The 26,034-nt window shown below is 70.4% G+C and carries 22 protein-coding genes; 11 read left to right on the top strand and 11 right to left on the bottom strand.

The features are described from left to right. Positions 1–8: 8 nt before the first annotated feature. The 3 genes from AB5J53_RS15035 to panB all read right to left on the bottom strand — a co-directional run bounded on the left by AB5J53_RS15035 (position 9) and on the right by panB (position 3,340). Positions 9–833 carry an ABC transporter permease gene (locus tag AB5J53_RS15035; protein WP_369246150.1) on the bottom strand — a complete coding sequence of 275 codons (825 nt, stop codon included), beginning with the start codon at positions 831–833 and terminating at the stop codon, positions 9–11. Then, positions 830–1,858 (bottom strand): ATP-binding cassette domain-containing protein, encoded by a 1,029-nt coding sequence (locus AB5J53_RS15030; protein WP_369246149.1) that lies wholly within the window; start codon positions 1,856–1,858, stop codon positions 830–832. Before AB5J53_RS15030 ends, AB5J53_RS15035 begins: the two co-directional genes overlap by 4 nt. Positions 1,859–2,452: 594 nt before the next feature. Continuing rightward, entirely contained in the window at positions 2,453–3,340 is an 888-nt protein-coding gene (panB, locus tag AB5J53_RS15025) for a 3-methyl-2-oxobutanoate hydroxymethyltransferase (RefSeq protein WP_369246148.1), read from the bottom strand. A gap of 204 nt (positions 3,341–3,544) precedes the next feature. Between panB and AB5J53_RS15020 the strand changes: the two genes are divergently transcribed. The 7 genes from AB5J53_RS15020 (at position 3,545) to AB5J53_RS14990 (ending at position 12,827) form a co-directional block, all read left to right on the top strand. Continuing rightward, entirely contained in the window at positions 3,545–5,140 is a 1,596-nt protein-coding gene (locus AB5J53_RS15020) for an MFS transporter (RefSeq protein WP_369246147.1), read from the top strand. A gap of 97 nt (positions 5,141–5,237) precedes the next feature. Then, positions 5,238–5,858 (top strand): TetR/AcrR family transcriptional regulator, encoded by a 621-nt coding sequence (locus AB5J53_RS15015; RefSeq protein ID WP_369246146.1) that lies wholly within the window; start codon positions 5,238–5,240, stop codon positions 5,856–5,858. A 233-nt stretch (positions 5,859–6,091) separates the two neighbouring features. After that, positions 6,092–7,129 (top strand): endonuclease/exonuclease/phosphatase family protein, encoded by a 1,038-nt coding sequence (locus tag AB5J53_RS15010; RefSeq protein ID WP_369246145.1) that lies wholly within the window; start codon positions 6,092–6,094, stop codon positions 7,127–7,129. Between the two features lie 204 nt (positions 7,130–7,333). Then, positions 7,334–8,557 carry an MFS transporter gene (locus tag AB5J53_RS15005; RefSeq protein ID WP_369246144.1) on the top strand — a complete coding sequence of 408 codons (1,224 nt, stop codon included), beginning with the start codon at positions 7,334–7,336 and terminating at the stop codon, positions 8,555–8,557. Between the two features lie 216 nt (positions 8,558–8,773). After that, positions 8,774–9,211, top strand: coding sequence for a DUF6153 family protein (locus AB5J53_RS15000; protein WP_369246143.1), 438 nt, complete (start codon positions 8,774–8,776; stop codon positions 9,209–9,211). A gap of 127 nt (positions 9,212–9,338) precedes the next feature. Further along, complete coding sequence (locus AB5J53_RS14995) at positions 9,339–10,964, top strand: multicopper oxidase family protein (RefSeq protein WP_369246142.1); 1,626 nt, start codon at positions 9,339–9,341, stop codon at positions 10,962–10,964. A gap of 108 nt (positions 10,965–11,072) precedes the next feature. After that, positions 11,073–12,827 carry an NAD+ synthase gene (locus AB5J53_RS14990; protein WP_369246141.1) on the top strand — a complete coding sequence of 585 codons (1,755 nt, stop codon included), beginning with the start codon at positions 11,073–11,075 and terminating at the stop codon, positions 12,825–12,827. 274 nt (positions 12,828–13,101) lie between these two features. Here the strand turns inward: AB5J53_RS14990 and AB5J53_RS14985 are convergent, their stop codons facing one another. Then, the gene (locus tag AB5J53_RS14985) at positions 13,102–15,003 is read right to left on the bottom strand and encodes a protease pro-enzyme activation domain-containing protein (RefSeq protein WP_369246140.1); all 1,902 of its coding nucleotides are present in this window, start codon (positions 15,001–15,003) and stop codon (positions 13,102–13,104) included. 333 nt (positions 15,004–15,336) lie between these two features. Between AB5J53_RS14985 and AB5J53_RS14980 the strand changes: the two genes are divergently transcribed. Together AB5J53_RS14980 and AB5J53_RS14975 are read left to right on the top strand one after the other, a co-directional pair. Next, on the top strand, positions 15,337–15,846 hold the full coding sequence (locus tag AB5J53_RS14980; RefSeq protein WP_369246139.1) for a sigma factor-like helix-turn-helix DNA-binding protein: 510 nt from the start codon (positions 15,337–15,339) through the stop codon (positions 15,844–15,846). Beyond that, a complete protein-coding gene (locus AB5J53_RS14975; protein WP_369246138.1) occupies positions 15,843–16,478 on the top strand; it encodes a hypothetical protein in 636 nt (211 codons plus the stop codon). Before AB5J53_RS14980 ends, AB5J53_RS14975 begins: the two co-directional genes overlap by 4 nt. A 91-nt stretch (positions 16,479–16,569) precedes the next feature. Here the strand turns inward: AB5J53_RS14975 and AB5J53_RS14970 are convergent, their stop codons facing one another. Together AB5J53_RS14970 and AB5J53_RS14965 are read right to left on the bottom strand one after the other, a co-directional pair. Continuing rightward, a complete protein-coding gene (locus tag AB5J53_RS14970) occupies positions 16,570–17,214 on the bottom strand; it encodes a DUF305 domain-containing protein (protein ID WP_369246137.1) in 645 nt (214 codons plus the stop codon). After that, entirely contained in the window at positions 17,190–17,855 is a 666-nt protein-coding gene (locus AB5J53_RS14965) for a DUF3105 domain-containing protein (protein ID WP_369246136.1), read from the bottom strand. Before AB5J53_RS14965 ends, AB5J53_RS14970 begins: the two co-directional genes overlap by 25 nt. A 176-nt stretch (positions 17,856–18,031) precedes the next feature. On the opposite strand from AB5J53_RS14965, the gene AB5J53_RS14960 reads away from it, so the two are divergent. Next, positions 18,032–18,466, top strand: a complete 435-nt coding sequence (locus tag AB5J53_RS14960; RefSeq protein ID WP_369246135.1) for an Rrf2 family transcriptional regulator — start codon at positions 18,032–18,034, stop codon at positions 18,464–18,466. Between the two features lie 73 nt (positions 18,467–18,539). Here AB5J53_RS14960 and AB5J53_RS14955 read toward each other — a convergent pair whose 3' ends face one another. Then, on the bottom strand, positions 18,540–19,727 hold the full coding sequence (locus tag AB5J53_RS14955) for a globin domain-containing protein (protein WP_369246134.1): 1,188 nt from the start codon (positions 19,725–19,727) through the stop codon (positions 18,540–18,542). Between the two features lie 293 nt (positions 19,728–20,020). Between AB5J53_RS14955 and AB5J53_RS14950 the strand changes: the two genes are divergently transcribed. Beyond that, complete coding sequence (locus tag AB5J53_RS14950) at positions 20,021–21,382, top strand: glutamine synthetase family protein (RefSeq protein WP_369246133.1); 1,362 nt, start codon at positions 20,021–20,023, stop codon at positions 21,380–21,382. 171 nt (positions 21,383–21,553) lie between these two features. Here the strand turns inward: AB5J53_RS14950 and AB5J53_RS14945 are convergent, their stop codons facing one another. The 4 genes from AB5J53_RS14945 to AB5J53_RS14930 all read right to left on the bottom strand — a co-directional run bounded on the left by AB5J53_RS14945 (position 21,554) and on the right by AB5J53_RS14930 (position 26,034). Then, positions 21,554–22,699 (bottom strand): RNA polymerase sigma factor, encoded by a 1,146-nt coding sequence (locus AB5J53_RS14945; RefSeq protein WP_369246132.1) that lies wholly within the window; start codon positions 22,697–22,699, stop codon positions 21,554–21,556. Then, positions 22,699–23,118, bottom strand: coding sequence for a YciI family protein (locus tag AB5J53_RS14940; RefSeq protein WP_369246131.1), 420 nt, complete (start codon positions 23,116–23,118; stop codon positions 22,699–22,701). Before AB5J53_RS14940 ends, AB5J53_RS14945 begins: the two co-directional genes overlap by 1 nt. Positions 23,119–23,500: 382 nt before the next feature. Then, positions 23,501–24,523 carry a TolB family protein gene (locus tag AB5J53_RS14935; protein ID WP_369246130.1) on the bottom strand — a complete coding sequence of 341 codons (1,023 nt, stop codon included), beginning with the start codon at positions 24,521–24,523 and terminating at the stop codon, positions 23,501–23,503. Beyond that, positions 24,520–26,034 (bottom strand): MFS transporter, encoded by a 1,515-nt coding sequence (locus tag AB5J53_RS14930; RefSeq protein WP_369246129.1) that lies wholly within the window; start codon positions 26,032–26,034, stop codon positions 24,520–24,522. Before AB5J53_RS14930 ends, AB5J53_RS14935 begins: the two co-directional genes overlap by 4 nt.

Raw genomic sequence — 26,034 nt, 5'->3', positions numbered from 1 at the left:
GGCGAACGTCAGTTCTTGGTACGGAACTTGTGGATCGCGATCGGCGCCATCACCACCGTGAGCAGTGCCGTCCACCCGAGGGTCACCCACAGGTCGTGCGCGACCGGGCCGCCCACCATCAGGCCGCGCGCGGTGTCCGCGAGCGAGGACAGCGGGTTGTAGTCGGTGAAGTTCTGCAGCCAGCCGGGCATGGTCCGGGGCGGCGAGAAGATCGACGAACCGAACTGCAGGGGCATCAGGACCAGGAAGCCCATCGCCTGCACGGACTGGGCGTTCTTCATCGTCACACCGAGGACCAGGAAGATCCACATCAGGGCCGAGCCGAAAAGGGTGGCGAGTCCCACGGCGGCGAACAGGCCCGGCCAGTTCGTGATGTCGAAGCCGACCAGCACGCCGACGATCATGAGGATCGTCGTCGCGACGAGCATCCGCATCAGCTCCACCACGATCTTGGCGAAGAGCACGGAGCCCTGGCCGATCGGGAGGGTGCGGAAGCGGTCCATCACGCCGGTCTGGAAGTCCTGGTTGAAGCCGGTGCCGACCGCCGTGGCGATGTTCATGCCCATCATCGCCATCAGACCCGGCACCACGTACTGCACGTACTCGTGCTGACCGCCACCCAGTGACTGCCCGATCGAGCCGCCGAAGACGTACACGAACAGCAGGGTGAAGACGACCGGCATCAGGACGGCGTCGAACATCGACTCCGGGTCCTGGCGGATCCACAGCAGATTGCGGCGGACGAGGGCGCCGATGTGGCGCGCGTGCGCGCGGGGCGAGATGTGGGAGTCGCCCTGGGCGGCGAGGGGGGCTTCGACAACGGCGGTACTCATGCGGAGACCTCCTCGTAGGCGCGGGCGGGGGCGGCGTCCTGCGGGGCACTGGCCTTGTGGCCGGTGAGGGACAGGAACACCTCGTCGAGGCTGGGCAGTTCGGTGCTGATGGAGTTGATCGTGATGCCGCGCGCGGTGACCGCGCCGACCACTGCGGTGAGCTGTTCGTCGCTGAGGATCGGGACCAGGACGGTGCCGGACTCGGTGTCCACGGTCGAGGTGGCGAGACCTGTGAGGCCCAGCTCGTCGAGCATGCCCGCGAGCGGGCGCAGCTCCAGCGGGTCCACCGGGCGGATCCGCAGCGTACGGCCGCCGACCCGCGCCTTCAGCTCGTCGATCCGGCCGCTCGCGATGACCTTGCCCCGGTCGATGACCGTCAGCTCGGAGGCCAGTTGCTCGGCCTCCTCCATGTACTGGGTGGTGAGCAGCACGGTGGCGCCGTCGGCGACCATGCGCTTGACCTCGAGCCACACCTCGTTGCGGGTGCGCGGGTCGAGGCCGGTCGTCGGCTCGTCCAGATACAGGACGGCCGGCTGGCCGATCATGGAGGCGGCGAGGTCGAGGCGGCGGCGCATACCGCCTGAGTACGTGGACGCCGGGCGCTTGGCCGCGTCGGTGAGCGAGAAGCGCTCCAGGAGTTCGTCGGCGCGGCGGCGGGCGTCCTTGCGGGGCAGGTCGAGCAGCCGCCCGATCATGTACAGGTTCTCCCAGCCCGGGAGCTTCTCGTCGACCGAGGCGTACTGGCCGGTGAGGCCTATGACCCGGCGCAGCTGGCGGGGCTGCTTCAGTACGTCGTAGCCGGCGACCGTGGCGTGACCGGCGTCGGGGGTGATGAGGGTGGACAGGCAGCGGACGAGGGTGGTCTTGCCGGCGCCGTTGGGACCCAGCACTCCGAGGACGGTGCCCTCGTGCACGTCCAGGTCGACGCCGTCCAGCGCCTTGGTCTCGCCGTAGTGCTTGACCAGCCCCCGTACGGTGACGGCGCTCTTGGCACCGCCGCTGGGGTTCTTGTCGATTCGCGTCATGGGCAACAAGGTGCCAGGTGCCACCGACAAACCGCCTACAGCCGACCGACAGCCGCCGATATATCGCCGACAGGTGGTGGCGGGGTGCGCCTTTTCGCCTTTCCGTCGGTGGGTGGGTCCGCCTTTCCGCCGGTGGGCGTATCGCGTTCCGTCGGTGGGTGGGTCGGGGCCGTGCCGGTACATCCGCCCCGTCGCCGGTGGCAGATCGCTTGGCTTACGTGGCTCTGCCTGTTGGCAACCACGTAAGCGACGGGGCATGTGATGTACCGGCACGGCCCCTTCCGTGCGTCGGCGGGTGCGGGTGAGTGGGGGCGTGTGTCCGCGACTCTGGCTCCGTGGTGGCGCGCGTCTGCGACTGCGGGTATATCCCACCCACCCCGCCTGCCCCCTGCACCCCGGCCGGCAAGTTTTTAGCCCGTCCGGCGTTTGAGGACGAGGCCGTTCAGGCCGATGCGGGGGTCTGGGGGCGGCAGCCCCCAGGTACGGGACGGGTAGGGGCGGAGGGGGCGAAAAAACGTCTTGTGGCGCCCGTGAGGGAAAGGCGCAGCCCGCCGACGGGGGAAATCGGCGGGCTGCACTTGGTGCCGCAGTGGCTCAGTGGACGGAGTGCTCCTCGAGGGGGAACGTTCCGCCGACGACGTCCTCGGCGAAGGCCTTCGCCGCGTTGCCCATGACCTCACGCAGATCGGCGTACTTCTTCACGAACTTCGGCACCTTGCCACCGGTGAGACCGAGCATGTCGGTCCAGACGAGGACCTGCGCGTCGGTCTCGGGACCCGCGCCGATCCCGACCGTCGGGATCTGCAGCGTGCGCGTGACCTCCGCGGCCAGCTCCGCCGGGACAAGCTCCAGGACGACGGCGAAGGCGCCCGCGTCCTGCACCGCCTTGGCGTCCCGCAGCAGCCGGTGCGCGGCCTCCTCGCCGCGGCCCTGCACGCGGTAGCCCATGGAGTTCACGGACTGCGGGGTCAGGCCGATGTGCGCCATGACCGGGATGCCGGACTCGACGAGCAGTTCGATCTGGCGGTGCGAGCGCTCGCCGCCCTCCAGCTTCACCGCGCCGACCCCGGCCTCCTTGACGAGGCGGGTGGCCGAGCGCAGCGCCTGGACCGGGCCCTCCTGGTACGACCCGAAGGGCAGGTCGCCCACGATCAGGGCGCGACTGGTGCCCCGTACGACCGCGGCGGACAGCATGGTCATCTCGTCCATGGTGACGGGCACGGTCGTCTCGTACCCCAGGTGGCAGTTGCCCGCCGAGTCGCCGACGAGCATGACCGGGATGCCGGCCTCGTCGAAGACGGACGCGGTCATCGCGTCGTACGCGGTGAGCATGGGCCACTTCTCGCCGCGCTCCTTGGCGGCGGTGATGTCGCGCACCGTGATACGGCGGGTGCTCTTGCCCCCGTACAGCGCCTTGCTGCTGTCGGTGGACGGGCGCACACCCTCCGCGGGCTGCTTCTGGGCAGCCGAAAGCTGCGTCATTGCAACGGCTCCTTCTGTCATCTCGAGGCGCCCTTACGGCGTCCCCGGACCACGTCCATGGTGGCACCTCGTGCCACCATCGGCTAGGGCGGGGCGGGCGATCCACGTCTCGGTGCGCGGGGTCCCGGATCTCTTGGTAAGTTCTCCGTAAAGCGTTTTCGATACGAGACGGTTCCGTATTGAATTCCACATAGGCTGGGCCGCATGACGACTTCCGCTCCTCCTGCCGATCGACGTGTGCCCGAGGCGGTGCACCGGCGCCGCTGGGCGATCCTCGGCGTGCTGATGCTCAGCCTGCTGATCGTGGTGCTCGACAACTCCATCCTGAACGTTGCGATCAAGACCATCTCGACCCCGGCGCCCACCGGCCTCGGCGCCACCCAGAGCGAGCTGGAGTGGGCCATCAACGCCTACACGCTCGTCTTCGCCGGACTCCTCTTCACCGCGGGCCTGCTCGGTGACCGGCTCGGCCGCAAGAAGGTACTGCTCGCCGGTCTCGCCGTCTTCGGCATCGGGTCGGCGCTGGCCGCGGAGTCGGGCTCGCCGGTCCAGCTCATCGTGTTCCGCGCGCTGATGGGCCTCGGCGCCGCCTTCGTGATGCCCGCGACTCTCGCCGTCCTGATGAACGTCTTCGAGCGCGAAGAGCAGCCCAAGGCCATCGGCATCTGGGCCGGCGGCGTCGGCCTCGCCATCGCGATCGGCCCGATCACCGGCGGCATCCTGCTCGACCACTTCTGGTGGGGCTCCGTCTTCCTCATCAACGTGCCGATCGTGCTGCTCGCGCTTGTTCTGATGTTCTGGCTGGTTCCGGACTCCCGGGACCCGAATCCCGGCCGTGTCGACGCGATCGGCGTCGTCCTGTCGGTCATCGGGCTCGTCCTGCTCGTCTACGGCATCATCAAGGGCGGCCAGCTGGCCGACTTCACCGATGCGACGGTCCTCGCGACCATCGCGGCCGGACTCGTCGTCCTCGCCGGCTTCGTCGTGTACGAGAAGCGCAGCGACCACCCGTCCATCGACGTCGCGTACTTCAAGAACAAGGTCTTCTCGGCCGCGATCGCGGCCATCGCGCTCGTCTTCTTCGCGCTGATGGGTGTGACCTTCTTCTCCGTCTTCTACACGCAGAGCGTGCGGGGCTACTCGCCGCTGCAGACCGGCCTGTTGATGCTGCCGCTCGCCGCGGCCCAGATCATCTTCGCGCCGCGCGCCCGTCTCGTCGTCGACCGCTTCGGCAACAGGGCCACGTGCACGGCGGGGCTGCTGATCATCGCCGCGATGCTGGCCGCGTTCGCCATCCTCGATGCGGACACCCCGATCTGGCTCCTCGAGGTCATCTTCTTCCTCATGGGCACCGGCATGGCGCACATCATGACCCCGACCAGTGTCGTGATAATGCAGGCCCTGCCGCGCGAGAAGGCGGGTTCCGCGTCCGCGCTCAGCAACACCTTCCGCCAGGTCGGCGGCGCCCTCGGCATCGCCGTCCTCGGCTCCGTCCTGTCCACGGCCTACCGCAGCGGCATCGAGGACAAGCTCGGTGCCGTCCCGGCCGGCCTGCGCCACACCGCGGGCGAGTCCATCGAAGCCACCCTCGGCGTCGCCGCCAAGCTCGGCCCCCAGGGCAAGACCCTCGTCGCCCCCGCCAACGACGCCTTCCTGCACGCCATGCACGTCACCGCCCTGTGCGGCGCGGGAGTCGCTGTGGTCGGCGCGGTCATCGTGGCCCTGTTCCTGCCGGGCCGGACGCCGCAGGCGCAGCAGGGCAAGGAGGAAACCGAGTTGGTGCCGGCCGGGGAGCACTGACAGGGCGTACGGGACTGCGGGCACCTGGCACCGGGTGCCCGCGTACGCCGTACCCGGGGAGAATGAACGCAGGTCGACGAAGGAAACGGAGTTCGATGTGAGCCTCGCGCACAGCCGAGCCGGGCATGAGGGGCCCGCCAGGGGGCGCCCCCGCAGCGAGGCCGTGGAGCGCTCGATCATCGAGGGCGTGATGAAGCTCATGGAGGACGGCGTACCGCTCGGGGACCTGTCCATCGAGCGCATCGCCCGCACGGCGGGTGTCGGCAAGGCGACCATCTACCGTCGCTGGAGCGGCAAGGAGGAGCTCTTCGTCGACGTACTGCGCGCCGCCGAGCCCGAAGACCCCGAACTCCCCGGCACCTCGATGCGCGACGACCTCATCGTCCTCCTGGAGTCACTGCGCCAACGCGGCCTCATCAACCGCTCGTCGGCGATGATGCACAACGTGTACGCCCAGATGAAGAGCAGCCCCAAACTCTGGAACGCGTACCACGCGACCGTCGTCGACCCGCGGCGCCGACTGGGCTACGAAGTCCTGCGCCGCGGACAGGAGAACGGCGAACTCCGCGAGGACGTCGACGTCGAACTGGTCAACGACATCTTCGTCGGCCCCATGCTCGTCCGCGCCGTCATGCGCCCGGAGAGCGAACTTCCCGAAGACCTCGCGGAGCGGATAGTCGACACGCTGCTGGAGGGGCTGCGGCCGGTCGAGCCGTAGTTCCCTTGGTCCTGTGTGTTCCTGACGGGCCGTTTCGCTTGTTTCTGACGGGGCGAATGTGCGCGTTTCGTCACAGAGGGCGCGCTCCATGCCCGTATTCGGAACTCCGAACACGAAGTTGTACGTCCCCTTGCCCGTACGGCCGTCACGGGACGGCGAGAACGACACCGATCATCCCCTAGGGTCGTAGCCGAGGGGCAGACGGTGCGCACGGCAGGTTGTGAGGCGACGGTATGGCGCAGGCGTATATGACGGAGACGGGCAGCGGCGGCCAGGAGCCGGACCGCAGAGGGTCCCGGCTTCGGCGCCTGCTCGACGGCTGGCGCGGTGACCGCGGCATCTGGCGCCGCGGCCTGATCCTCGCCGCGCTCGCGGTGATCCTCGCCCTGGTGATGCTGCTGCACGCGCAGATCCCGAACACCATCGGCAACCTCGGCAGCCTCACCGAGACGTTCCTGCCCTGGCTGGGCCTGTTCGTCCCGATCCTGGTGATCCTCGCCTTCGTACGGAAGTCTGTGAGCGCCCTGATCGCGGTGCTGCTGCCCGCGATCGTCTGGCTGAACCTCTTCGGCGGGCTGCTCACCGACAAGACCGGCAGCGGCGGCGACCTCACCGTCGCCACGCACAACGTCAACGCCGAGAACCCGGACCCGTCGGGCACCGCCCGCGACGTGGCCGCGTCCGGCGCCGACGTGCTGGCCCTGGAGGAGCTGACGGCCTCGGCGGTTCCGGTGTACGAGAAGGCGCTCGCGTCGACGTACAAGTACCACTCGGTGCAGGGCACCGTCGGACTGTGGAGCAAGTACCCGCTGACCGGCGCCCAGCCCGTGGACATCAAGCTGGGCTGGACGCGCGCGATGCGGGCGACGGTGACGACGCCGGCCGGGCAGGTCGCCTTCTACGTCGCCCACCTGCCCTCGGTGCGGGTGAAGCTGGAGGCCGGGTTCACCGCCCGCCAGCGCGACAAGAGCGCCGACGCGCTGGGCGAGGCGATCGCCGGTGAGTCGCTGAAGAAGGTCGTCCTGCTCGGCGACCTCAACGGCACGATGAACGACCGCGCGCTGAACGCCGTCACCGCCCAGATGCGCTCCACCCAGGGCGCGGCGGGCAGCGGCTTCGGGTTCAGCTGGCCGGCGTCGTTCCCGATGGCCCGGATCGACCAGATCATGGTCAAGGGCATCGAGCCGGAGACCTCGTGGACCCTGCCCGAGACCGGCAGCGATCACCTTCCGATTGCGGCCCGCGTCAAGGTGGACGCAACCGCGTCTTAACCTCCTGGAATACTGGGCCTGAGAGAGTTTGTTCCCCAGCTAAACTTACGGCTGAACCCACAGCTCGACCCACGCGTCCCGTGCACATCGGTGTGCACGGGCGCGTCCATGCGCGTGTGTACGCCCTCCCGACGCGTCCGTACGCCCATGGAACCGCTCGTCCCCGCCCCGCCGCACGCTCTCCGCTCCTCTGAAAGGCCCCTCATGCCCCTGGCCCTGCTCGCCCTCGCCGTGGGCGCCTTCGGCATCGGCACCACCGAGTTCGTGATGATGGGCCTGCTGCCCGACGTCGCGAACGACCTGCGCATATCCATCCCCGCCGCGGGCCACCTGGTCTCGGCCTACGCCCTGGGCGTCGTGATCGGCGCCCCGCTGCTCGCCGCCGCCACCGCCCGCATGTCGCGCCGCAAGGTCCTGATCGCCCTGATGGGCCTCTTCGTGGCGGGCAACGCGCTCTCCGCCTTCGCCCCCGACTACCACTGGCTGCTGGCCGCCCGGTTCCTCAGCGGGCTGCCGCACGGCGCGTTCTTCGGCGTCGGCGCCGTCGTCGCCACGAACCTCGTCGCCCCCGAGCGCAAGGCGCGCTCCGTCTCGCTGATGTTCCTCGGCCTGACGGTCGCGAACATCGCCGGTGTGCCGGTCGCGACGCTCATGGGCCAGCACCTGGGCTGGCGTGCCACGTTCCTGGGTGTGAGCGCGATCGGCGTGGCCGCCATCGCCTCGCTCGCGCTCCTGATCCCGCGTGATCACACACATGCCCCCGCCGGGGGCCTGCGCGGCGAACTCGCCGCCCTGCGCTCCCTCCCGGTCTGGCTGGCCCTGGGTACGACCGTGGCGGGCTTCGGCGCGCTCTTCTCCGCGTACAGCTACATCACGCCGATGCTCACGGAGTCGGCCGGGTACGCCGACGGCAGCGTGACGTTGCTGCTGGCCCTCTTCGGCGTCGGTGCGACCGCGGGCAACCTGGTGGGCGGGCGCCTCGCGGACCACTCCCTGCGCGGCACCCTCTTCGGTGGCCTGGTGTCCCTTGTGGCGGTCCTCGCGCTCTTCCCCGTCCTCATGGCCGCCCAGTGGAGCGCGGCCGTCGCGGTCACCCTTCTCGGCATGGCCGCCTTCATCACCGGCTCGCCGCTCCAGCTGATGGTCATGGAGAAGGCCTCCGCCGCGCCGTCCCTCGCGTCCTCCGCCAACCAGGCGGCGTTCAACCTCGCGAACGCCGGTGGTGCGTGGATCGGGGGGCTCGCTCTGGCCGCGGGCTTCGGGGCGACGTCTCCGGCGGTCGCGGGGGCGGGGCTTGCGGTGCTCGGCCTTGCGGTGGCCGGTGCCGCGTACAGCGTCGACCGGCGTCGGGCCGGTGGCGTTGCGGGCGGCTCGGGGCGGCTTGTTGCCGCGCACGTTCCGCCGCATGCGGAGCGGGTGGATCACTGACGGGTTTGGGGTGCGGGTGGGGTTGTTTTCGCCCCCTCCGCCCCTGCCCATTCCCGTCCCTGGGGGCCCAGGAGCGCCCCGTAAGGGGCGCGGGGAACTGCGCGACCAGCCCCCACGCACCCGCAGCCGAAAGGCTGGTCGGGACGGGCAGGGGCGGAGGGGGCGAAAAACTCCCCACCCGCACCCCCGATACCCGGTAGGGGTAGGGTGCAGGGCATGGTGACGAGGAGCCGGGCGCGTGAGGTGTTGCTGTTTGCCGCGCTGCTCCTCGGGATCGTGACGATGCACACGCTGGGGCATCCGTCCGGGCACGGCTCGGACCGGAGCTCCGGGTACTCCTCCCACGAGGGCTCCGGGCACTCCTCGTACGCCATGGCGCAGGCCATGTCCTCCACGCCGGGCCACGCGCAGGAGCACACGACGGGCGCGTCGATGAACGCCGACATGCCACCCATGAACGGCATGGACCCACTGTCCGTCTGCCTCGCCGTACTCGGCGGCGCCACCCTCGTCCTGCTGCTCGCGGCGGCGCTGGGCACCCCGTGCGCGAGCGGCGCCACGCCGCCCACGCGCGCACGGCTGCTGCAGGCCCTGTGGCCCAACCCGCCCCCGCAAATAACCCTTCTCTCTCGTCTGTCGGTGCTGCGCATTTAGGCCGGCGCACCGGCTGCTTCGGGCTGCCCGTTCGGAGGTGGGAACCTCCGGGCGTCGAGCGGTGTACCAGAAGCAGCGGACGCGCCCATCCGCACGCACCATCACCACGACGAGGTGTTACTCAGCCATGCGCACCACAGCCATGCGCACCACAGAGCCGCGCACTCCCACTCGCCGCACCGTCCTCGGCGCGGCGGTCGCCGTCGCCGGGACGGGCATTCTGTCCGCCTGCTCGGGGGCCGGTCACACGGGCCACGGGGGAAGCGGGTCCACCGGCGGCCCGAAGGGTTACGTCGACCCAGCGGGTCGCGAAGTCGCCGCCGCCGAGGAGCAGCGGGGCTCTGGCGGCCCCGTCCGGAAGGTGCGGCTCACCGCCGCCGAGACCGCCCTCGACCTCGGCGGTCGTACGGTCAAGTCCTGGGCGTACGGCGGCGACCTGCCCGGCGAGGCGGTCCGCGTCACCGCGGGGGACACCCTCGCCCTCACGCTCGCCAACCATCTCCCGGAGGCCACGTCCCTGCACTGGCACGGGATCGCCCTGCGCAACGACATGGACGGTGTACCCGACCTCACCCAGCGGGCCATCAAGCCGGGAGCGGACTTCACCTACCGCTTCGCCGTGCCGCACGCGGGGACGTACTGGTTCCACCCGCACGCGGGCACTCAGCAGGACCGCGGTCTGTACGCCCCGCTGATCGTGGAGGACCCCAAGGAGCCCCTGTCGTACGACAAGGAGTGGGTGGTCGTCCTCGACGACTGGGTCGACGGGGTGGACGGGTCCACCCCTGACGCCGTGCTCAAGCAGCTGAGCGGCGGCATGGGCATGGACATGGGTGACGACGGGGGCATGGATCACTCCGGGCATGACATGTCCAACATGTCCATGCGGGTTCAGGAGTCGCCCTCGGCCGGTCCCTCCCGGATGCTGATGGGCTCCGAGAGCGAACTGCTGGGCGGCGACGCCGGTGATGTCGCGTATCCGTACTACCTGGTCAATGGGCGTACGGCGACGGCGCCTTCGGTCTTCCGGGCACGCCCCGGGGACCGCGTCCGGATCCGGATCATCAACGCGGGCGGCGACACCGCCTTCCGCGTGGCCCTCGGCGGGCACGAGATGACGGTGACGCACACGGACGGCTTTCCGGTGCGGCACGCGAAGACGGACGCGCTGCTGCTCGGCATGGGCGAGCGGTACGACGTCCTCGTCACCGTCAAGGACGGCGTCTTCCCGCTGACCGCGCTGGCCGAGGGCAAGAAGGCGTCGGCGCACGCGCTGCTGCGGACGGGCGGAGGGACGGCGCCCGACGCCTCCGTACGGCCGAAGGAGCTCGACGGGCGGCTGCTGACCGCGGACAAGCTGCGGGCCGACGCGTCGGTGGCGCTGGCCGAGAAGGAGCCGGACCGCACGGTGAAGCTGCAGCTCACGGGTGGGATGGAGAAGTACGACTGGGCCTTCGACAAGAAGCCCTACCGTGCCGGGGCGGATCAGCGGCATCCCGTCCGGGCGGGGGAGCGGGTGCGGCTCGTGTTCTCCAACTCCACGAGCATGTGGCACCCCGTCCATCTGCACGGGCACACCTTCGGCCTGGCCAACGTGGCGGGCGGCCCGCGCAAGGACACCGCGATCGTGCTGCCGAACGGGACGCTGACGGTGGACTTCGACGCCGACAATCCAGGGCTGTGGATGATCCACTGCCACAACGTGTACCACTCGGAGGCGGGGATGATGACCGTGCTCGGTTACCGGAGCTGAGGCGCCGGATCCAGGCCTGAGGCCCTGAGGGCGGGGGCGTCTCCACGCGGGTCTCCACGTGGGGCGCCCCACACCCCATTGTGTCGCTCTGACGATTACACTGGGCCCGTGCCTCAACTACGCCTCGCCCTGAATCAGATCGACTCGACCGTCGGCGATCTCGCCGGCAACGCCGAGGCGATCCTCCGTTGGACCCGGCACTCCGCCGAGCAGGGAGCGCATCTGGTGGCGTTCCCCGAGATGGTGCTAACCGGGTATCCCGTGGAGGACCTCGCCCTGCGGCCGTCCTTCGTCGAGGCCTCCCGCGCGGCGCTGCGCTCGCTGGCCGCCCGGCTCGCCGACGAGGGCTTCGGGGAGCTGCCGGTGATCGTCGGCTACCTCGACCGGTCCGAGACCGCGCAGCCGAAGTACGGGCAGCCGGCCGGCGCCCCGCAGAACGCCGCCGCGGTGCTGTACGGAGGCCGGGTGGCGCTGACCTTCGCCAAGCACCACCTCCCCAACTACGGCGTGTTCGACGAGTTCCGGTACTTCGTGCCCGGCGACACCATGCCGGTCGTGCGGGTGCACGGGGTCGATGTCGCCCTCGCCATCTGCGAGGACCTCTGGCAGGACGGCGGGCGCGTACCGGCCGCCCGTTCCGCCGGGGCCGGGCTGCTGCTGTCCATCAACGCCTCTCCGTACGAGCGCGACAAGGACGACACCCGCCTCGAACTGGTCCGGAAGCGGGCCCAGGAGGCCGGGTGCACCACCGCCTACCTCGCCATGATCGGCGGGCAGGACGAGCTGGTCTTCGACGGGGACTCGATCGTGGTCGACCGGGACGGTGAAGTCGTCGCGCGGGCGCCGCAGTTCGCCGAGGGGTGCGTCGTACTGGACCTGGATCTGCCGGCCGGGGCCGCCGAGCCCGTGACGGGTGTCGTCGACGACGGGCTGCGGATCGAGCGGCTCGTGCTCTCCGAGGAGCCTCTGCCCGCCTACGAGGCGGAGCTCGCCGGGGGGTACGCGGAGCGGCTCGACGACGACGAGGAGGTCTACTCGGCCTTGGTGGTCGGCCTGCGGGCGTACGCGGCGAAGAACGGGTTCCGGTCGGTGCTGATCGGGCTGTCGGGCGGTATCGACTCGGCGTTGGTGGCCGCCATCGCGTGTGACGCGCTCGGCGCGCAGAACGTGTACGGCGTCTCAATGCCGTCGAAGTACTCGTCCGACCACTCCAAGGGGGACGCGGCGGAGCTGGCGCGGCGGACCGGGCTGAACTTCCGGACCGTGCCGATCGAGCCGATGTTCGACGCCTATATGTCGTCACTGGGGCTGACGGGGCTGGCCGAGGAGAACCTTCAGTCCCGGCTGCGGGGCACGATGCTGATGGCCATCTCCAACCAGGAGGGGCACATCGTGCTGGCGCCCGGCAACAAGTCGGAGCTTGCCGTGGGGTACTCGACGCTCTACGGCGATTCGGTGGGGGCGTACGGGCCCATCAAGGACGTGTACAAGACGTCGATCTTCCGGCTGGCGGAGTGGCGGAACCGGGCGGCGGTGGAGCGGGGGCAGACGCCGCCGATCCCGGAGAACTCGATCGTCAAGCCGCCGAGTGCGGAGCTGCGGCCCGATCAGGTCGACACGGACTCGCTCCCGGACTATCCCGTCCTGGACGCGATCCTCGAACGGTACGTCGACCGGGACGAGGGGGCGGATTCCATTGTCGCCGCCGGGTTCGAGCGGGGGCTCGTGGTGAAGACGCTTCGTATGGTCGACACGGCGGAGTACAAGCGGCGGCAGTACCCGCCGGGTACCAAGATCTCCGCGAAGGGCTTCGGCAAGGACCGGCGCCTTCCGATCACCAACCGCTGGCGCGAACACGCGTAGCGGCCGGCGGGGCGGGGTTTCTCGCCCCCTCCGCCCCTGCCCGTCCCGTCCCTGGGGGCTGCGCCCCCAGACCCCCGCTAAAAGATTGCGCAGTTCCCCGCGCCCCTGAAAAGGGGCGCGGGGAACTGCGCGAACAACCCCACGCACCCGCAGCCGAAAGGCTGGTCGGGACGGGCAGGGGCGGAGGGGGCGAGAAAACCCACACCTGCCACCGGACGCACGTACGCCCGCCCCTCAGCCAACGAGGGGCGGGCGTATCCGTCGTGACGGGGCGTCAGTGACGGCCGTACGAGTCGACGTAGCCCGGGGCGGGGGAGCCCACGCCGGTGACGTCGTCGTAGCCCTTCACGGCCTGCAGGGAGCTGTCCTTGCCGAGGCTGCGGACGGAGGTGATGACACCGTCAGCCGCGTCGTAGCCGTTCGCGAAGTCGACACGCGCCACGGCGAGCCCGGACCCCGTGGGGTTGTCCGTGACGTCGTGGTACGCCTTCGAGCCGTACTTGGCGTAGATGGCGGGGTTGGCGAAGCCGATCGCCTTGCCGCCGCGCGCCTCCTGGGCCAGAGCCTGGACGGCCGCGATCACCGGCGCGGCGAGCGAGGTGCCGCCGATCCGGTACTCGCTGTACTGCTCCGTCCCGTCCGGGAAGGTCTGCGTCTGGCCGACCTTGAAACCGGTGTTCGGGTCGGCGATCGCGGAGATGTCCGGGACGACCCGGTTGCCGGCGGCGCTGTTGGCCGTGGCGAGCGCGTTCGGGACGACGCCCTTCTGGTAGAAGGGCTCGGCGACCGTCTTGCTGGTGCCACCGCCCGCACCCGAGGTGAACGCGCCGGGGAAGTTCGTCCAGCTCTTGCCGTCGTCGGACAGCACGGCCTTCTCGGTGCCCCAGCCGGTCTCGAACAGGTACTTGTCGTCCTTGCCGACCGCCAGCGACGTACCGCCGACCGCCGTCACCCACGCCGAGTTGGCCGGGGTGTCGACCTGCTTCGTACCGGTGTTGGCGACCTCGTCGCCGTTGTCGCCGGAGGAGAAGTAGAAGCCGATGCCCTCGACCGCGCCGAACTGGAAGACCTGGTCGTAGGCGGCCGCGAGATCCGGCGTCTGGTTGGCCTCGATGTCGCCCCACGAGTTGGAGACGATGTCGGCCAGATGCCCGTCGACGATCTTGCTGAGCGAGTCGAGCAGATCGTCGTCGTAGCAGGAGGCGGCACCCACGTAGGTGATGCTCGCGCCCGGCGCGACCGCGTGCACGGCCTCGACGTCGAGGGTCTCCTCGCCGTACCAGCCGGCCGCCCCGCACTCCTTGGTCTTCGTGTAGTTCTTCGGCAGCACCTGGCGCAACTGGCCGCTGGTGTACGCCGCGTCACCGTGCTTGCCCGCGTAGGTCTGCGCGTCGAAGGCGATGGTCGGCGAGGCGTACGCGTCGGTGATGGCGACCCGTACACCCTTGCCGGTGCGCGTGCCCGCGCCGTACGCGGCGCGCAGCTGCTTGCCCGTGTAGCCCTTGACCGCGTACGGGATCTTCGAGCCGTAGGCGTCCGGCAGGGTGCTCGCGATGTTCGAGCCGTAGTACGAGGAGAACGGCCCGGAGTTCTTGAACACCGCGTCCGGAGGCGGCAGCTGGTCGCTGTGCGTCGCCTTGTGCGGGGCGTTGTCCAGACCGGTGACGGTCAGGACGGCGCCGTTCAGGGCGGCCGGCGCGGAGGCCGTCTTCGACGGCGCCCGGTAGGTCTTGTTGCCCTTGGTGTAGTTGTGCAGCTGGGTGCCGAACGCCTTCTCGGCGGCGGCGACATCACCGGTCACGGAGATGTAGTGCTGCGTGGTGCCGGTGACCTTCAGGCCGGCCGACTTCAGCCACGAGGTCACCGCGGCGACCTGAGCCTTCGTGGCGCCGAAGCGCGCTTGCGTCTTCTTGGCACTCAAGTACTTGCCGTACGACGCCGAGTGCGGGTCGGACACGGCCTTGGCGTACGCCGCCAGACCGGAGGCGTCCCGGCCGGCGAGGTAGACCCGGGCGGAGACCTGGGAGCTGTCGGACGTGGCGCCCTTGTCGGCCTTGGCCGTGGCCCACGCGGGCTTGGTGCCCGTAAGGGTGTCCCGGCTCGGGCCGTCCGCGGCGTGGGCCGCGGGTATGCCGAGCGCCAGCGCGCCGGCGAGCAGGGGCAGTGTCGCTGCCATGCTCACTCCGGCGCGCGCTATGGCGCGGTTGGATCTCATAGAACCCCCTGCGATGCGGTTCGTCGCATGTAGTGGTTGGTCGGCGATCCGCGTAGACCCCCCGGGCCGTATCAGGGCGCGGGGAATGGATCACAGATGGGGGCCACTCTTTCGATGAACCGTTCATGCCAGGGGAATGAAAAGGCCAAGGAAACGCCAAGCGGCTGTGATTGATGGGTATTTGGGGCGGTATGGAGAGGGGGTGCCGCCCCGGTCTAGGGTTTTCCCTTTTTCTTCCGTCAAGGGGTTCCCTTTTCTTGTAAGCGCATCGTGGCCCCACCGCGTTCAGAGGGTGTGAAGCAGCTGGAGTTCGAAGAGTTCTACCGGTGCGGCCGGGACGTCTGCCTGCGGGCGGTCCTCGCCGCGGTGGGCGACCGGCAGCTGGCCGAGGACCTCGTGGCCGAGGCGTTCGCCCGGGCCTGGGCGGCCTGGCCGCGGGTGCGGCGGCATCCCGCCCCGCGCGCCTGGATCGTACGGACGGCGCTCAACACCCGGATCTCGTGGTGGCGTCGGCGTCGCTACGAGGTCGCGCTGGGCGACCACGACGGCCGGGACGCCGGGGCGGCCCATGCCGCTGAGTCCGGCGGGCCCGGTCTCGACCCCGCGCTGCTGGCCGTGCTGCGTCAACTGCCCCTGCGGCAGCGGGAGGTGATCGCCCTGCGGGTCTTCCTCGACCTCGACACCGCGACCACGGCGAAGACGCTCGGGATCGCCCCGGGAACCGTCACCGCCCATCTCTCGCGGGCCGTCGGGACGTTGCGCGGCCACCTTGTCACCCTCAACACCCCGGAGGCGGGATCGTGAACGGAATCGACGACGACATGGACGTACTGGACACACTGAAGGGATCGCTCGACGGCATCACCATGCCGGTGCCGGTCGAGCGGATCGTGGCCGAGGGCCGCGCGGTCCGGCGGCGGCGCAGGCGCGTGGCCGTGGCGGCCGTGGGTGTCACGGCGATCGCGGGGCTCGCGCTCGGCGTGCCGGGCGTCGGCCACCCCTCGACGGCACCGCCGTCCGGGGGCGCCGAGCCCGCCGCCTTCACCGTCGCCAAGCGGACGGACGGCACGGTGGCGGTGACCTGGACCAAGGAGCAGTACTTCAAGGACCCGGCGGGGCTGCAGAAGGCGCTGCGCGAGGCGGGGTTCCCCGTCCTGGTGAAGACCGGGGTGTTCTGCAAGGGCCCTGACGACCACACACAGGTGGACGAACACGGCTCGGGAGTGGGGGTCGAGGACGTCGTGAAGCGGGAAAGGCGGAGCGACGACACGGTCGTCTTCATCTACGACCCCGCGGCCATGCCCGCCCACACCCAGCTCTTCATCGGCTACCTGGACCAGGCCCAGCTCGCCGTCACCGACGGCCGCCCGGGTTCGGTGGAACGCCTGGTGCCGACCGACGTCGCACTGAAGTGCGGTACGGACTGGCGCGGTTGACCATCAGGCGGCGCAAGGGCAGTTGACCATCAGGCGGCGGAGGGGGGGCGGACGGGTCCGGGGCGCTGCCCCGGACCCGTCCCACTCGTCGCTAGTCGCGAGCCTTCGCTCCCCGCTCCTTCAGCATGTCCGCCATCAGCTTGATCTCCGACTGCTGTGCGTCGACCATGCCCTGCGCGAGCTTCTTCTCCACGCCGACCTGGCACTTGGCGACACAGCCCTCGGCCATGTGGATGCCGCCCTCGTGATGGTCGGTCATCAACTGCAGGTAGAAGATCTCGGCCTGCTTGCCGCTCAGCGTGTTCAGCTTCTTCATCTCGGTGTTGGTGGCCATGCCCGGCATCAGCGCGCCGTCCTTGCCGGAGGCCATGTCGCCCATGCCCATCCAGGTCATCGGCGCGTCCGAGGACACCTTCGGCAGCTCCCACAGGTCGAGCCAGCCGAGCAGCATGCCGCGCTGGTTGGCCTGCGTCTGCGCGATGTCGTACGCGAGGCGCCGTACCTCGACGTCCTTGGTGCGGTCGCGCACGATGTACGACATCTCGACGGCCTGCTGGTGGTGGACCGCCATGTCCCGGGCGAAGCCCGCGTCGGCGGAGTCGGCGGTGGGCGCCTTCGTCCCGGAGTCGTCACCGTCGGCGACCGCATAGGTGATCGCCCCGGCCGCGACGAGCACGGCCGCCGCGGCCCCCGCGATCCACCCGACGTGCCTCACTGGGACAGACCGTTGGTGCATGCGGCGCCCGGCTCGGGCGTCTGCTTGCCCTGCACGAACTCCGCGAAGAACTTGTCGACGTTCGGGTCGCTCGCGGCCGTCACCGTGCGCTGCTTGCCCCAGGCGCTGAGCATGATCGGGTCCTTCTGGTCCTCGACGGGGCTCATCAGCGTGTACGGGGTCTTCTTGACCTTCGCCGCGAGCGCCTTCACGTCGGCGTCGGAGGCCTTGCTGTTGTACGTCACCCAGACCGCGCCGTGCTCCAGGGAGTGCACGGCGTTCATGTTGTTGATCGCCTTGGTGTAGACGTCGCCGTTGCAGTTCATCCACACCTGGTTGTGGTCACCGCCGACCGGGGGCTCCATCGGGTACGTCACGGTCTTGGTGACGTGGTTGCGCGCCAGCGTGCCCTTCCAGGTCTTCACACCGTCCGCGCCCGTGACGAAGTGCCCCGACGACCCCTTCGAGTCGCTCGCCGTGTCCTTCTTGTCGGACTGCGACTTGACGAGGACGACGCCGCCGACGACGAGACCGGCGACGACGACCACGCTGGCGGTGATCGTGAGGATCCGGTTGCGACGCTCGCGGGACTGCTCGGCGCGGCGCATCTCCTCTATGCGCGCCTTGCGCGAGGCGTTGCTGCTGTTCTTGGCGGAGCCCATGGCGAGTCCTTTATGGGGAATGGGACGGTCGGGTCCGCTGATCGTAGTGGGGGAGGCGGGGATGCAAGCAGGGAGCCCCCGCGGGAATGACCGAAGAGGCGGCTTTCGCGCGGGCGGAAAGGCGGCTTTCGCGCAGATAATTTGAATCGTGGATGCGCATTATTTACGCTCGCCGTATGCGGCTGTTGCGATCCACCGACCTGGCCCTGCGCGTCCTCATGCGGCTCGCCGTCGCGGGCGAGTCCACCCCCACGACCCGCGAGGTCGCGGCGGACATGGACGTGCCGTACACGCATGCCGCGAAGGTCGTCGCCGAGCTCCAGCACCTCGGGCTGCTGGCGGCCCGCCGGGGTCGGGGCGGCGGCCTCGCGCTCACCGAGGAGGGGCGCACGGCATCGGTCGGCGCCGTCGTCCGCACCTTCGAGGGGGACGGCGACGTCGTCGAATGCGAGGGTGCCACGCCCTGCCCGCTGCACTCCGCGTGCCGTCTGCGGGGCGCTCTGAAGCGGGCCCAGGAGGCGTTCTTCGCCTCGCTGGACCCGCTGACCGTCGCGGACATGGTCGCCGCGCCGACCGGACCGGTGCTGCTCGGGATCTCCAGCAGGCCCTAGCTCCCGAGCTCTTCGCGGCTCTTCAGCTCTGCAGCAGCTCTGCGGCTCTCCACCCCGCCGGCTCTGCGGCTCTCTAGCTCTGCGCGAGCCACAGATCCGGCCCGAACACCTCGTAGTGGATGTCGGCGGCCGCCACGCCCTTCCCGATGAGCTCCTCCCGTACCGCCCGCATGAAAGGCAGCGGACCGCACAGGTACGCGCGCGTGCCCGACGCGATCGCCACCTCGGAGAGATCGACCAGGCCCGTGCGGTCGGCCGGGTGCCCTGGCTCCGGGCGCTCGTACCAGAAGTGGACGGCCGCGTCCGAGAGCTTGCCCGCGTAGGCCTCGTGGTCGGTGCGCAGGGCGTGCTCGGCCGGGGAGCGATCGGCGTGGACGACGGTGACCGGGGCGCGGTGTCCTGTGGCCGCCAACTGCTCCAGCATCGCGATCATCGGGGTGACGCCGATCCCGGCGGAGGCGAGGAGGAGCGGCGCCTCGTCGGCGTCCAGCACCAGATCGCCGTACGGATCGGAGAGCCGGAGCCTGCTGCCCGCCTCCGCGCGCGCGTGGAGGTGGTTCGACACCTCGCCGTCGGGCGCGGCGCCCCCGTACACACGCTTCACGCTGATCCGGTGGGCGGATGAACCGGGCGCGCCGGAGAGGCTGTACTGGCGTATCTGGCGGGCGCCGTCCGGCAGTTCGACCTGGACCGAGACGTACTGGCCCGGCCGGTGGTCCGGAACCGGTGCGCCGTCGGCCGGGCGCAGCAGGAAGGTCGCCACGTCGGCGGTCTCCTCGACGCGCTCGACGACCTCCCACTCCCGCCATCCGCCGCCGCCCCGCTGCTCGTACAGCCGTCGCTCGATGGCGATGAGGGCGTTCGCCATCAGCCAGTAGACCTCGGTCCAGGCGGCCGCGACCTCGGGGGTGACCGCGTCGCCGAGTATCTCGGCGACAGCCGCCAAGAGGTGCTCGTGGACGACCTGGTACTGCTCGGGCGCGATCCCCAGGGAGGCGTGCTTGTGGGCGATGCGCTGGAGCATCGCGTCGGGGCGCTCGTCCGGGTGGTCCACGAGATACGTGGCGAAGGCGGCGATCGAACCGGCCAGGGCGCGCCGCTGGGTGCCGGCGGCCTGGTTGCCGCGGTTGAAGAGGTCGCGCAGCAGCTCGGGGTGGGCGGTGAACAGCCCGCCGTAGAAGCGTTCGGTGATCTCGTCGATGGCTCCGGCGACGGCGGGAAGGGTGGCGCGCACGGTGGCGGCGGACTGCTCGGACAGCATCGGGACTCCTCTCGTCCGTTGCGCACGGTAGTAAAACTTGCATCTGAGATGCAAATTAAGAAGGGGAGGAGAGACCGGGGCGATCGGCTGTTACGGATGAGCGGCCCAGCAGGCAAGATGGGCGTCAGAGCAGGACACCTGCCGTACGCGAGGCGTTCAGACCGTGGTCGCCCGGGCGATCAAGGTCCGCAACGCGCATGAAATGGTGTTGTGGTGGGATGCTCAGGTGCCCCGATCGTCTCCGAGGCGTGGGAGCAGGCAGCCTGACCAGCAAGGATGGGTGGAAGCGGAAGATGGACAAGCAGCAGGAGTTCGTGCTCCGGACACTGGAGGAGCGGGACATCCGGTTCGTACGCCTGTGGTTCACGGACGTACTCGGCTTCCTCAAGTCGGTGGCCGTGGCCCCGGCCGAGCTGGAACAGGCCTTCGACGAGGGCATCGGCTTCGACGGCTCGGCGATCGAGGGCTTCGCCCGCGTGTACGAGTCCGACATGATCGCCAAGCCGGACCCGTCGACCTTCCAGGTCCTGCCCTGGCGCGCGGAGGCCCCCGGCACGGCCCGCATGTTCTGCGACATTCTGATGCCGGACGGCTCCCCGTCCTTCGCGGACCCGCGCTACGTCCTCAAGCGCGCCCTGGCGAAGACCTCCGACCTGGGCTTCACCTTCTACACCCACCCGGAGATCGAGTTCTTCCTGCTGAAGGACAAGCCGCTGGACGGTTCGCGGCCCACCCCCGCCGACAACTCCGGCTACTTCGACCACACCCCGCAGAACGTCGGCATGGACTTCCGCCGCCAGGCGATCACCATGCTGGAGTCGATGGGCATCTCGGTCGAGTTCTCCCACCACGAGGGCGCCCCCGGGCAGCAGGAGATCGACCTCCGCTACGCCGACGCGCTCTCCACGGCGGACAACATCATGACGTTCCGCCTGGTCATGAAGCAGGTGGCGCTGGAGCAGGGTGTCCAGGCGACCTTCATGCCCAAGCCCTTCTCGGAGCACCCCGGCTCCGGCATGCACACGCACCTCTCCCTCTTCGAGGGCGACCGCAACGCCTTCTACGAGTCCGGCTCGGAGTACCAGCTCTCCAAGGTCGGCCGCTCCTTCATCGCGGGCCTGCTGAAGCACGCGGCGGAGATCTCCGCCGTCACCAATCAGTGGGTCAACTCCTACAAGCGCATCTGGGGCGGCTCCGAGCGCACGGCGGGCGCCGGCGGCGAGGCCCCCTCGTACATCTGCTGGGGCCACAACAACCGCTCCGCCCTCGTCCGCGTCCCGATGTACAAGCCCGGCAAGACCGGCTCCGCCCGCGTCGAGGTCCGCTCCATCGACTCGGGCGCGAACCCGTACCTGGCGTACGCGCTGCTGCTGGCCGCGGGCCTCAAGGGTATCGAGGAGGGCTACGAGCTCCCGCCCGGCGCCGACGACGACGTCTGGGCCCTGTCCGACGCCGAGCGCCGCGCCATGGGCATCGAGCCCCTCCCGCAGAACCTCGGCGAGGCCCTGGTCCTCATGCAGCGCAGCGAACTGGTCGCCGAGACCCTCGGCGAGCACGTCTTCGACTTCTTCCTGCGCAACAAGAAGCAGGAGTGGGAGGAGTACCGCTCCGAGGTGACCGCCTTCGAGCTGCGGAAGAACCTGCCGGTGCTGTAAGCACAGGCCAGGACGGGTATCCCGGCAGAACGGCACGCAGGGCCGACGGTCGTGAAACGTCGGCCCTGCGGCGTCTCACCGGCCCTGGGCCGCCTCTGGGCCGTGAGACAGGGGATCGGTGCCCGCGTACATGCTGTCAACGGCCTTCCGGATCCAACTGCCGCTGCTCGGTCAGCGACAGCGGCGGGCGTTGAGCCGGGCGGCCTGGCGCGTCAGGTGGTCGCGTTCGGCGAGGTTGGGTGCCGTCTGGGCCGCCTCGGCGTACAACCGTGCCGCCGTCGTCAGGTCGCCGTCCCGCTCGTTGAGGTAGGCCGCCACGGCGGTGTGGCGCGGCAGTGAGTCGTCCAGCTTCGCGAGTTCCGCCAGGCCGGCGCGCGGTCCGTCGGCCTCGCCGACGGCCACCGCGCGGTTGAGCCGGACGACCGGGCTGTCGGTCAGGCGCGCGAGCTCGTCGTACCACTCGACGATCTGCACCCAGTCGGTCTCCTCGGCGGTGGGCGCGTCCGCGTGGAGAGCGGCGATGGCGGCCTGGGCCTGGAACTCGCCCAGCCGGTCGCGGGCGAGGGCCGTCTGTAGGATCTCGACGCCCTCGGCGATCGACTCCGTGTCCCACCGGCCGCGGTCCTGCTCGGAGAGCGGCACCAGGCTGCCGTCGGGCGCGGTCCGGGCGGTGCGCCGGGCGTGGTGGAGCAGCATGAGGGCGAGCAGCCCCGCCACCTCGGGGTGGTCGACCTGGGCCGCGAGCTGCCGGGTGAGCCTGATGGCTTCGGCGGCGAGGTCGACGTCGCCGGAGTAGCCCTCGTTGAAGACCAGGTAGAGGACGCGCAGCACGGTGGCGACGTCGCCGGGCTGGTCGAAGCGCACTCCGGAGACGGTGCGCTTGGCCCGGCTGATGCGCTGCGCCATGGTCGCCTCGGGCACCAGGTAGGCCTGGGCGATCTGGCGGGTGGTGAGCCCGCCGACGGCGCGCAGCGTGAGGGCGACCGCGGACGACGGCGTCAGCGACGGGTGGGCGCACAGGAAGTAGAGCTGGAGCGTGTCGTCCACCGCGGGCGCGGGCCCGGGCGCCGGCTCCTCGTCGACGAGGTCCTCACGCCGACGGCGGGCGGCGTCCGACCGGGTCGCGTCGAGGAACTTGCGCCAGGCCACGGTGACCAGCCAGCCCTTCGCATCCCGCGGCGGGTCGGCCGGCCAGACGCGGACCGCCTCGACGAGCGCGTCCTGCACGGCGTCCTCGGCCGCCGCGAAGTCGGCTCCGCGGCGGACGAGGACGGTGAGCACGCTCGGTGTGAGGCTCCTGAGCAGGACCTCGTCCATCAATGGAAGGTGCACTCCGTGATGGTGGGCGACGCGGTCAGGAACGGGCGCAGCTCCAGCCACTCGTGGATCGGCTTGCCGCCCGCGCCGGGGGCGGCCGACAGTTCCCCGGCCAGTTCGAGGGCGCGCTCGTAGCTGTCGACGTCGATCACCATCCAGCCTGCGATGACGTCCTTGGTCTCGGCGAACGGGCCGTCGGTGACCGGCGGGCGCCCCTCGCCGTCGTACCGGACCCACTTCCCCTCGGGGGCGAGCGCCTGACCGTCGACGAACTCGCCGGTCTTCTCGAGCCGGGCGGCGAAGTCGTTCATGTACTGCACGTGCGCGGAGATCTCCTCCGGCGTCCACTGGTCCATGGGCACGTCGTTGACCGCAGCCGGGGCCCCGCGGTAGTGCTTGAGCAGCAAGTACTTGGCCATGGTGTTTCTCCTCGGTGCTGGTGCGACCCATTGTGGTCGCGTTCACTGCGGGGACGGAGCCAGTCACGGGTTCTCGACATCGTCGTCCGATTTTTTTTGGCTCTTCGTGGATGAGCCTGGGTGAGCGTCTCGCGGTGACCGGGTCCACGGCGTGGCGCGAGGGCGAGACGGAGCGAGGCGATCTGTGCCGAACCCGCAACCCTGCCCAGTAGCTTGGTGTGAAAAAGGGAGGGGCAGACATGGGGCGGGCACGGAAGATCACGGTCATCGCGCTGGCTGCGGGGATCATCGGCTGGTGTTGGAAGAACAGGGGATGGTTCCTGGGGCAGTGGGCCATGCGCCACGCCAATGATTGATCGACATCAACGGGCACGGGCACGCGCTAGTTCACATACGCAGGAGACACGGCCGCGGTGCTGATCCGCCGCGGCTTTCCTGTGCCGTCGGACGGGACCGTGTAGAGGTCGGCTCCGTAGTCGCCGGGGAGGGCGTAGACAAGGGTGTGGTCGTCGCGCCAGACCGCCTGGTCGTCGACGCTGCGGGGTTCGGCGAGGGGGGTTTCGCGCATCGTGCGGAGGTCCAGGACGTACAGGTGCCAGGGGGCGTCCTTGGGGAGGCCCTTCACCCGCTTCTTGAAGGCGATGCGGGTGCCGTCGGGGGAGAGGGACGGGCACTCGACGTTCGTGCGGAGAGTGGTGACCGTACGGGTGCGGAGGTCGCCCCGGACCAGGTAGGTCTTGCCCTTCGTCGCCAGCGTCGCGTAGAAGGTGCGGTCGTCGGCGGCGAAGGTGACGCCCCAGAAGTTGACGTCCGCGGCGCGATGGGGACGGCCGTCCTTCACGACGCGGTACGCCTCCAGGGACGGGGTCAGTTTCCCCGTACGGGTGTCCACGATCGCCGCGCGGGTCGAGAAGTTCGTGCCCGCGTACGAGTCGCCGCCCACGAAGGCGGTCCAGGCGGCGTAGCGGCCGCTGGGGGAGACGCGGGCGCGGGACGGGATGCCGGGGACGTCGTAGTGGGCCGTCTCGTGCAGGTGTGCGTCGAGGACGACGGCTCGGTAGGTGTCCTGGACGGCGCCGTGCACCGCCTGGAGGCACACTCCCGTCCCCGAAGCCGCGTAGAAGCGCAGGCACTTGACGTCGGAGGCCGTGCGCGGGCCCGCCGGGTCCGACGCCGGGACCGTCGTCAGCTCGTCGCGGTGCGGGCCCCATGCCATGTTGCGGAAGATCATGCGGCCGCTGTCGCCGGTCAGCGCGACGGTGCCCGCGGTGATCCTCGGGCCGCCCGGCTGGGTCTGGTTCCGGCGGTCCGCCCGGGCCGAGGCGTGCAGGACGGAGGCCGTGGCGACGCCCGCCAGGACGACGAGGGCCGAGATCAGGACCAGGATGCGGGTACGCAGAGTCATGCGAGGCCTTCTGGGGTGATGGGGCGCAGGCTGAGCGCGAACAGCGCGCAGACGGCGAGGGCCACCGTCGACGCGGTGAGCGCCGTACGGTCGCCCCACGCCGTCCAGGCCGCGCCGAAACCGAGCGAGCAGACGAACCGGGCCAGCGCCTGCCCCGTCTGGACCAGTGCCAGCCCGGACGAGCGCAGCTCCTCGGGCACGCTGTCCGACGCCGCGGCCATCAGCACACCGTCCGTCGCCGCGTAGAACCCCCCGTGCAGGAGGAGAACGGCGTACGGCAGCGCCGTCCCGTGCCAGGAGGAGAGCAGCACGCCGTACGCGAGGAGCAGCGCTCCGTGGCCCGCCAGGAAGACCCGCCACCGGCCGACCCGGTCCGCCAGCCGCCCCAGCGGGACGGCCAGGACAAGGAACGCTGCCGCGGTGCCCACGGGCAGCAGCGCGAACCAGCGGTCCGCAACGCCGAGGCGCCGCTGGAGCAGGAGATAGACGAAGGAGTCGCTGACGGTCGCGAGGCCGAGGAGGAGGGCGCAGAGGGTGAGCTGGCGGAGGTGGGGCTGGGCGAGCAGGGCCAAGGCCGCGCGGAGGGTCGCGGCGGGCGCGGTGGAGGCCTCTACGGGGCGCGTTGCGTTGCCGCCCGTCGCTCGCGCGGCCGCGTCGCCGTTTGTCGCGTGCGCAGCGGCATCGTGCGATCTGGTGGCGTCGGTGGCGTCGGTGGCGTCGGCGGCGGTGGTGGCGGAGCGTGGGTCGCCGTCGGTGACGTCTTCCGGACCGACGGCCGGGCCGGCCGCAGTACCGTGCAGGGCCCTGCCGTGGGCCCGCGAAGCGCCACTGCCCTGCTGCTCTGCACCGCCGTGCCGCCCTGCGCTCCCCGGCACGAACAGCACCAGCACCAGCACGCCCACCACGGCGACGCAGAAGCTCACCGTGAACACCGCGTCGTATCCGTCGACCGTCGCCCGGAGGATCAGGAAGGCGACCAGGGGGCCCAGCAGCGCGCCCGCCGTGTCCATGGCTCGGTGTACGCCGAAGGCGCGGCCGCGTGTCTCCGGGGTGCTCGACAGGGAGATCAGCGCGTCGCGCGGGGCCGTGCGCAGGCCCTTGCCGGTGCGGTCGGCGGCCAGGATCAGGCCGATGGGGGTGAGGGTCTGCGCCATCAGCAGCAGCGGTTTGCAGGCCGCCGAGAGGCCGTAGCCGAAGCCCGCGACCCACTTGTGGCGGCCCCCGCCCCGGTCCGCGAAATGGCCTCCGACCAGGCGTACCAGCGCCGAGAAGCCGTTGTAGATCCCGTCGAGGAGCCCGAAGCCCAGTGGGGACAGACCGAGACCGGCCACCAGGTACAGGGGCAGCACCGCCGTCACCATCTCCGACGAGACGTCGGTGATCAGACTGACCGTGCCGAGCGCCAGCACCGTGGGCGCGACCGCGGCACGGCGCCGCCCGGCACGGGGCCGGGCGGCGCCTTCCGCGGACGCCGCCGCCGTGGTGCCGGCGCGGCTGTCCGCTACGTACAT

Origin of the sequence: Streptomyces sp. R41 (assembly GCF_041053055.1) — a bacterium.
In the GTDB taxonomy this organism is placed as follows: domain Bacteria; phylum Actinomycetota; class Actinomycetes; order Streptomycetales; family Streptomycetaceae; genus Streptomyces.
Note: the sequence above shows the minus strand (reverse complement) of the source record. Positions and strands in the feature narration are given on the sequence as shown.

Bases quoted from the DNA above. Each gene is read 5' to 3' on its own strand.
- AB5J53_RS15035 (WP_369246150.1), bottom strand. From the start codon at position 833: ATGAGTACCGCCGTTGTCGAAGCCCCCCTCGCCGCCCAGGGCGACTCC.
- AB5J53_RS15030 (WP_369246149.1), bottom strand. From the start codon at position 1,858: ATGACGCGAATCGACAAGAACCCCAGCGGCGGTGCCAAGAGCGCCGTC.
- panB (WP_369246148.1), bottom strand. From the start codon at position 3,340: ATGACGCAGCTTTCGGCTGCCCAGAAGCAGCCCGCGGAGGGTGTGCGC.
- AB5J53_RS15020 (WP_369246147.1), top strand. From the start codon at position 3,545: ATGACGACTTCCGCTCCTCCTGCCGATCGACGTGTGCCCGAGGCGGTG.
- AB5J53_RS15010 (WP_369246145.1), top strand. From the start codon at position 6,092: ATGGCGCAGGCGTATATGACGGAGACGGGCAGCGGCGGCCAGGAGCCG.
- AB5J53_RS15005 (WP_369246144.1), top strand. From the start codon at position 7,334: ATGCCCCTGGCCCTGCTCGCCCTCGCCGTGGGCGCCTTCGGCATCGGC.
- AB5J53_RS15000 (WP_369246143.1), top strand. From the start codon at position 8,774: ATGGTGACGAGGAGCCGGGCGCGTGAGGTGTTGCTGTTTGCCGCGCTG.
- AB5J53_RS14995 (WP_369246142.1), top strand. From the start codon at position 9,339: ATGCGCACCACAGCCATGCGCACCACAGAGCCGCGCACTCCCACTCGC.
- AB5J53_RS14985 (WP_369246140.1), bottom strand. From the start codon at position 15,003: ATGGCAGCGACACTGCCCCTGCTCGCCGGCGCGCTGGCGCTCGGCATA.
- AB5J53_RS14970 (WP_369246137.1), bottom strand. From the start codon at position 17,214: ATGCACCAACGGTCTGTCCCAGTGAGGCACGTCGGGTGGATCGCGGGG.
- AB5J53_RS14965 (WP_369246136.1), bottom strand. From the start codon at position 17,855: ATGGGCTCCGCCAAGAACAGCAGCAACGCCTCGCGCAAGGCGCGCATA.
- AB5J53_RS14960 (WP_369246135.1), top strand. From the start codon at position 18,032: ATGCGGCTGTTGCGATCCACCGACCTGGCCCTGCGCGTCCTCATGCGG.
- AB5J53_RS14955 (WP_369246134.1), bottom strand. From the start codon at position 19,727: ATGCTGTCCGAGCAGTCCGCCGCCACCGTGCGCGCCACCCTTCCCGCC.
- AB5J53_RS14950 (WP_369246133.1), top strand. From the start codon at position 20,021: ATGGACAAGCAGCAGGAGTTCGTGCTCCGGACACTGGAGGAGCGGGAC.
- AB5J53_RS14945 (WP_369246132.1), bottom strand. From the start codon at position 22,699: ATGGACGAGGTCCTGCTCAGGAGCCTCACACCGAGCGTGCTCACCGTC.
- AB5J53_RS14940 (WP_369246131.1), bottom strand. From the start codon at position 23,118: ATGGCCAAGTACTTGCTGCTCAAGCACTACCGCGGGGCCCCGGCTGCG.
- AB5J53_RS14935 (WP_369246130.1), bottom strand. From the start codon at position 24,523: ATGACTCTGCGTACCCGCATCCTGGTCCTGATCTCGGCCCTCGTCGTC.
- AB5J53_RS14930 (WP_369246129.1), bottom strand. From the start codon at position 26,034: ATGTACGTAGCGGACAGCCGCGCCGGCACCACGGCGGCGGCGTCCGCG.